The following is a 4,181-nucleotide window of genomic DNA, read 5'->3' on the forward strand; positions in this document are numbered from 1 at the left end:
TAAAAACGGCAGTACCTACCGAGAGTATGAAATAGCTTTGCCTAGAGAGATGAATGCCGAGCAACGCTTAGAACTGGTTGAGGAATTCATTCAGTCTGAAATTGGCTCAAAATATCCGTATCAGTTTGCGATTCATAACCCTAAAGCAATGGACGGCAATGATCAGCCTCATGTTCACCTCATGTTTAATGAACGTCTGCAAGATGGAATCGAGCGAGATCCAGAGCAATATTTCAAACGCTACAACAGCAAAAATCCTGAACGTGGCGGAGCTAAAAAAGACAATACAGGCAAGAGTTACCAGGAACGAAAAACTGATATTAAAGACCTACGCCAAAGATGGGCAGATTTATGCAACAGCCATTTAGAAAAACACCAAATTGATAGCCGTATTGATATGCGAAGCTACAAAGAGCAAGGCATAGAGAAAGAACCCGAAAAGAAACTATTACCAAGCCAAGCTAAAGACCCTGAAATCAGGGAAGCCTTGCAACAGTCACGTACAGCCTATAAAGAGCTTGAGCGACTAGACTTAGGCGACCCTAAAAACGACCTGAAAGACCTCAAAAACAGCCCTATCTCAGACAAAGAAATTAAACAGGGCATTGAGAGCTTTAAGGCTGATTTTGATAGCTTTAAACAGCTTGCCCTACAGCAGTACAAAGAACAGCAGAAATTAGAACGAGAGCAACAGAAAACAATGAAGTTTAGAGGGATGAGCCGATGACACCTGATGAAAAAAAGTTATATGCACTGATGGCAGTTGCAGAACAACAGCAGAACCTAGTCAATCAGGCTGTTAAAGAGCTTCAAATCACGGAAGAACGCATTCAAAAGGTCATAGCAGGGCAAACCCATAGTACCGTATCAAAATCGCTAAATACGGGCTTACAGGAGGGTACAGCAGAGCTTATCAAGACCGCCAAAGCACTTGGACATTTAAAAAACTCGATTGAATCAACCAGTGATCAATTTTCATGGAAAATCATCACCATCATTTTAGGCATTTTCGCCATTCTGATGCTTGGCATCATTTGGTTATTCAGTGTTTATATCAAACCTTTAGAAAATATCCCTCAGATCGAGAGCTTAAGACAGCAAGGTATCCAGTTTGATATTGGAAGCTGTACTGTTGGAGAGGAATCTAAACCGTGTGTTCGTGTGATGAAAAAGCAGTGCGGATATGGAAAAAATGGCGATTTTTGTGTGATAGATCCAAAATAACTAAAAATTAATTATTAAACATGTATTTAGTACATTCATTTTGGTTGGAATTTAGGGTGTTTAGCTCATTAGCTAAAGACCAGTCTATTTGTTTTGCATGTTTAAAAGCATCTTTTGCTGCTGGTAAATGCGGATATTTATTTGCATTAAACATCACGTCATAAATAGCTTCTTTAGATCGGCAAAGTTTTTCTATGAGAATTTCTCTATTTTCATTCTTATTAGAAGCTTCTATGTATTGATTCCAATAAAGTGTGGAAGTATCAATATACTTAATCATCTGCTTTGCAAATTGATCATTATTGAGAGGTTGAGCATTAGCAAGGGATGATCCAAGAACTAAAAGAGTAGGAAAAATTGATTTATAAATATTCATAGTTGGAATAGGTAAAAGGATGACTACAAGATTGAGTTTATAGAGGAAACGATGAAAATATAAATAATTAAATCCTTAAGGTAAAGAAAAAGCCCATTGAGTATTGAAACTCAATGGGCTTTCGCTTTATATTCAGCGGTACGCAGTTATTTGATGCTCGAACATCGAATAACGAAGATCATAAGGTTTGGCGACCGTTATGATTTCACACTAAGGCTTGTACCTGAACTCTATTTTCACAATAAACAGTGTTTAGATCAAGACTCAAAATGATAAGTCTTCGTTAATCCGTGTTTAAAATCGTCAAATAAGCATCATAGATCGAGCTTTGCCTGCTTCTGCGTGTCCGTTTTACGGATTGGCATGCGTTGCATGTGGAGGGAATAAGTGTCACTGGTGCAACGTAGCGATAGTCGAAAGGCTAAACCGCTTACAGGGGATTCTCACAAAGGCGGAGCGTTGGAAGTAGTTGTATAGGTTGGTTAAGTTGCATGTTGGGGAAACCCTCGCAGAGATATCGCCATACTTCGACAGGGAGCGTGTGGGAGAAGGTGCAAAACCTTTAGTCCTTGTCTGCATAGTCTGCAAAACTATGTGCGGATACGACCGATATACGTGGCTCCGAAGCCAAAAGAATATGCGGTAAATCGGCAATACTTAAAGGATGTGTCATTTTTTTTAATGGCCGCCTTTAGGGAAAGTATTGCCGAAACTCTCTCAACCGTTTCCAAAGCCAAAGCACGAAGTGCGACGCTTTGGGGGCGTGTTGAGAAGTTGAGAGCATTTATTCATTTTGTATAGGTGAGGGGATCAGGTATTCTTTTAGATATTAAACATCTTTTCTGCTTAGGCTATTTAGAACATTTTTAGGGGTAATTGTGGAAACTTTTTTAATAGTAGCGGTAGTAGCTATAGTTTTATTTTTCTTTATGAAAGGACTTTTTTCTTTTAAAAATGGGGTTCAGTTAAGTATTAGACCTTTCCATGAATGGATGATTCTAGCAAAGAGTGCCAGTAAGAAAGAATTAGAAGTAATGTGTCATTCTGTATTGCTTGAAACAGGAAGTATGTTAGAAAAAGCTAATGTCATCTCACAGAAAGAATTTAGAGATTTATTTACGAACTCTAGAGTTTATGCTTCTGATTTTATAATGTTAACTCTTATAACTGTTGATATTCAGGAACAATTTTCTAAGTCTACTAGTTTTCCTTTGAATGAATCTGAACAGGCTAGAGTTTATTTATATAAATGTTTTTGTAGATTAAATTTTGAAGGTTTTTCTTTTGAAAATAACTTTTATCAAGGTAAAAATGCCTTAATCGCTATAGCTCAATATTCAGCTGATAAACGACAAGAATCATGGAATTAATTTAATGAGTAAGTTTAAAAGCTTACTCATATTATTTACTTTTTAGACCGTTGATTAAGCTCTTGTTGTCCTAATTCCTTCCAAATCTGCCATTTCATATCATTTGGGTCGATTTCAGCAGTTTTAAGCAGAACTCCAAGTAATTCGGCTGGGTCACGCTGATCTAGGTTAGCAATCTCAAAAAGTGCGCCTAATTGAATAAGGTGACGTGTACGAGCTTTGCGTTCAGCTTCCTTTTCTGCATTCAATAATTTTCTGACTGCTACTTTCTGCTTATTGGCTCTATCTATGGCTTTTTCAGCTTTGATCAAAGCATTCAGTTTTTTCTCTTGGTCGGGTGTTCTGTATTGGATTTTGGCTAATTCAAGTAAAAGTTTTTGAGCATCACTAGGATTCTTTAAAGCAGAAATGTAGGTAATTTTTTCAGATAGCCATTCATTATTCATATTCAATTCCTTAATTCAGATACCGCAAAAGCACAGGCTCAATTCTCAAAGAACGATAACAAAATAATTACGTCCAATGTCCGCAATTTTGTTAAAGTTCGTTCTAGAGAAGTTCGCCTGTACTTCCATCAAAATTTTGATGGCGCGCTTAGACGTTTCTCAATTTCATTGAGAAACCTAAGCACGTTAGGGACTTCATCCCTAAAACCCTGAAACTTCTTTTTTTCGTTCAATTGAAAATTGAATGAAAAAAAGAAGTACCAAAGCTAGGAGCAATAGCATGCAACTAAAACAGGTATTGGGAAAAATCAAAGATATTACTTTTGGCGTGATCGCAGCACCGCTAATTATCATCATTATGATGTGGGCTTCGATACTTGATCAAAGAGCATTTAAGAAAGAACGTAACCGAAAAAAGGAACAGGATAAGACCTAATGGCAATTGCTCGATTGAGTGTCAAAGTTGGTAAAGCAGGAAAAGCAGCACCGCATGCCGAATATATTGATCGGGATGAAGAAAAGAAGCTGAAACAGGAGCAGGCAGAAACCGACCTTGAACATAGTGCCTATGGAAATATGCCGAAATGGGCTGAACATAATCCGATTACCTTTTGGCAGGCAGCCGACCTTTACGAGCGTAAAAACGGCAGTACCTACCGAGAGTATGAAATAGCTTTGCCTAGAGAGATGAATGCCGAGCAACGCTTAGAACTGGTTGAGGAATTCATTCAGTCTGAAATTGGCTCAAAATATCCGTATCAGTTT

Annotated in this window: 7 protein-coding genes; 5 read left to right on the forward strand and 2 right to left on the reverse strand. The window is 37.8% G+C overall.

What is annotated here, in order from left to right; genetic code table 11:
• Both FTU02_RS16120 and FTU02_RS16125 read left to right on the forward strand, forming a co-directional pair.
• Window positions 1–727, forward strand: a 727-nt coding sequence (locus FTU02_RS16120; protein ID WP_180157975.1) for a MobA/MobL family protein, incomplete at its 5' end; no start/stop codon positions are given.
• On the forward strand, window positions 724–1,224 hold the full coding sequence (locus FTU02_RS16125) for a hypothetical protein (protein ID WP_068599489.1): 501 nt from the start codon (window positions 724–726) through the stop codon (window positions 1,222–1,224). The genes FTU02_RS16120 and FTU02_RS16125, both read left to right, overlap by 4 nt.
• Window positions 1,225–1,231: 7 nt before the next feature.
• Here the strand turns inward: FTU02_RS16125 and FTU02_RS16130 are convergent, their stop codons facing one another.
• Window positions 1,232–1,600 (reverse strand): hypothetical protein, encoded by a 369-nt coding sequence (locus tag FTU02_RS16130; protein WP_180038350.1) that lies wholly within the window; start codon window positions 1,598–1,600, stop codon window positions 1,232–1,234.
• An 878-nt stretch (window positions 1,601–2,478) separates the two neighbouring features.
• Here FTU02_RS16130 and FTU02_RS16135 point away from each other — a divergent pair.
• The gene (locus FTU02_RS16135) at window positions 2,479–2,970 is read left to right on the forward strand and encodes a hypothetical protein (RefSeq protein WP_180038352.1); all 492 of its coding nucleotides are present in this window, start codon (window positions 2,479–2,481) and stop codon (window positions 2,968–2,970) included.
• 35 nt (window positions 2,971–3,005) lie between these two features.
• Here FTU02_RS16135 and FTU02_RS16140 read toward each other — a convergent pair whose 3' ends face one another.
• Complete coding sequence (locus FTU02_RS16140) at window positions 3,006–3,416, reverse strand: conjugal transfer protein TraD (RefSeq protein WP_159516856.1); 411 nt, start codon at window positions 3,414–3,416, stop codon at window positions 3,006–3,008.
• Between the two features lie 280 nt (window positions 3,417–3,696).
• Between FTU02_RS16140 and FTU02_RS16145 the strand changes: the two genes are divergently transcribed.
• Together FTU02_RS16145 and FTU02_RS16150 are read left to right on the forward strand one after the other, a co-directional pair.
• Complete coding sequence (locus tag FTU02_RS16145; RefSeq protein ID WP_004812002.1) at window positions 3,697–3,852, forward strand: hypothetical protein; 156 nt, start codon at window positions 3,697–3,699, stop codon at window positions 3,850–3,852.
• Window positions 3,852–4,181: MobA/MobL family protein (locus FTU02_RS16150; protein WP_180157977.1), on the forward strand; the 330-nt coding region annotated here is incomplete at its 3' end. The genes FTU02_RS16145 and FTU02_RS16150, both read left to right, overlap by 1 nt.

This window comes from Acinetobacter sp. YH12045, assembly GCF_013419925.1.
GTDB classification, from domain to species: Bacteria; Pseudomonadota; Gammaproteobacteria; order Pseudomonadales; family Moraxellaceae; genus Acinetobacter; species Acinetobacter amyesii.

Bases quoted from the DNA above. Each gene is read 5' to 3' on its own strand.
- FTU02_RS16125 (WP_068599489.1), top strand. From the start codon at position 724: ATGACACCTGATGAAAAAAAGTTATATGCACTGATGGCAGTTGCAGAA.
- FTU02_RS16130 (WP_180038350.1), bottom strand. From the start codon at position 1,600: ATGAATATTTATAAATCAATTTTTCCTACTCTTTTAGTTCTTGGATCA.
- FTU02_RS16140 (WP_159516856.1), bottom strand. From the start codon at position 3,416: ATGAATAATGAATGGCTATCTGAAAAAATTACCTACATTTCTGCTTTA.
- FTU02_RS16145 (WP_004812002.1), top strand. From the start codon at position 3,697: ATGCAACTAAAACAGGTATTGGGAAAAATCAAAGATATTACTTTTGGC.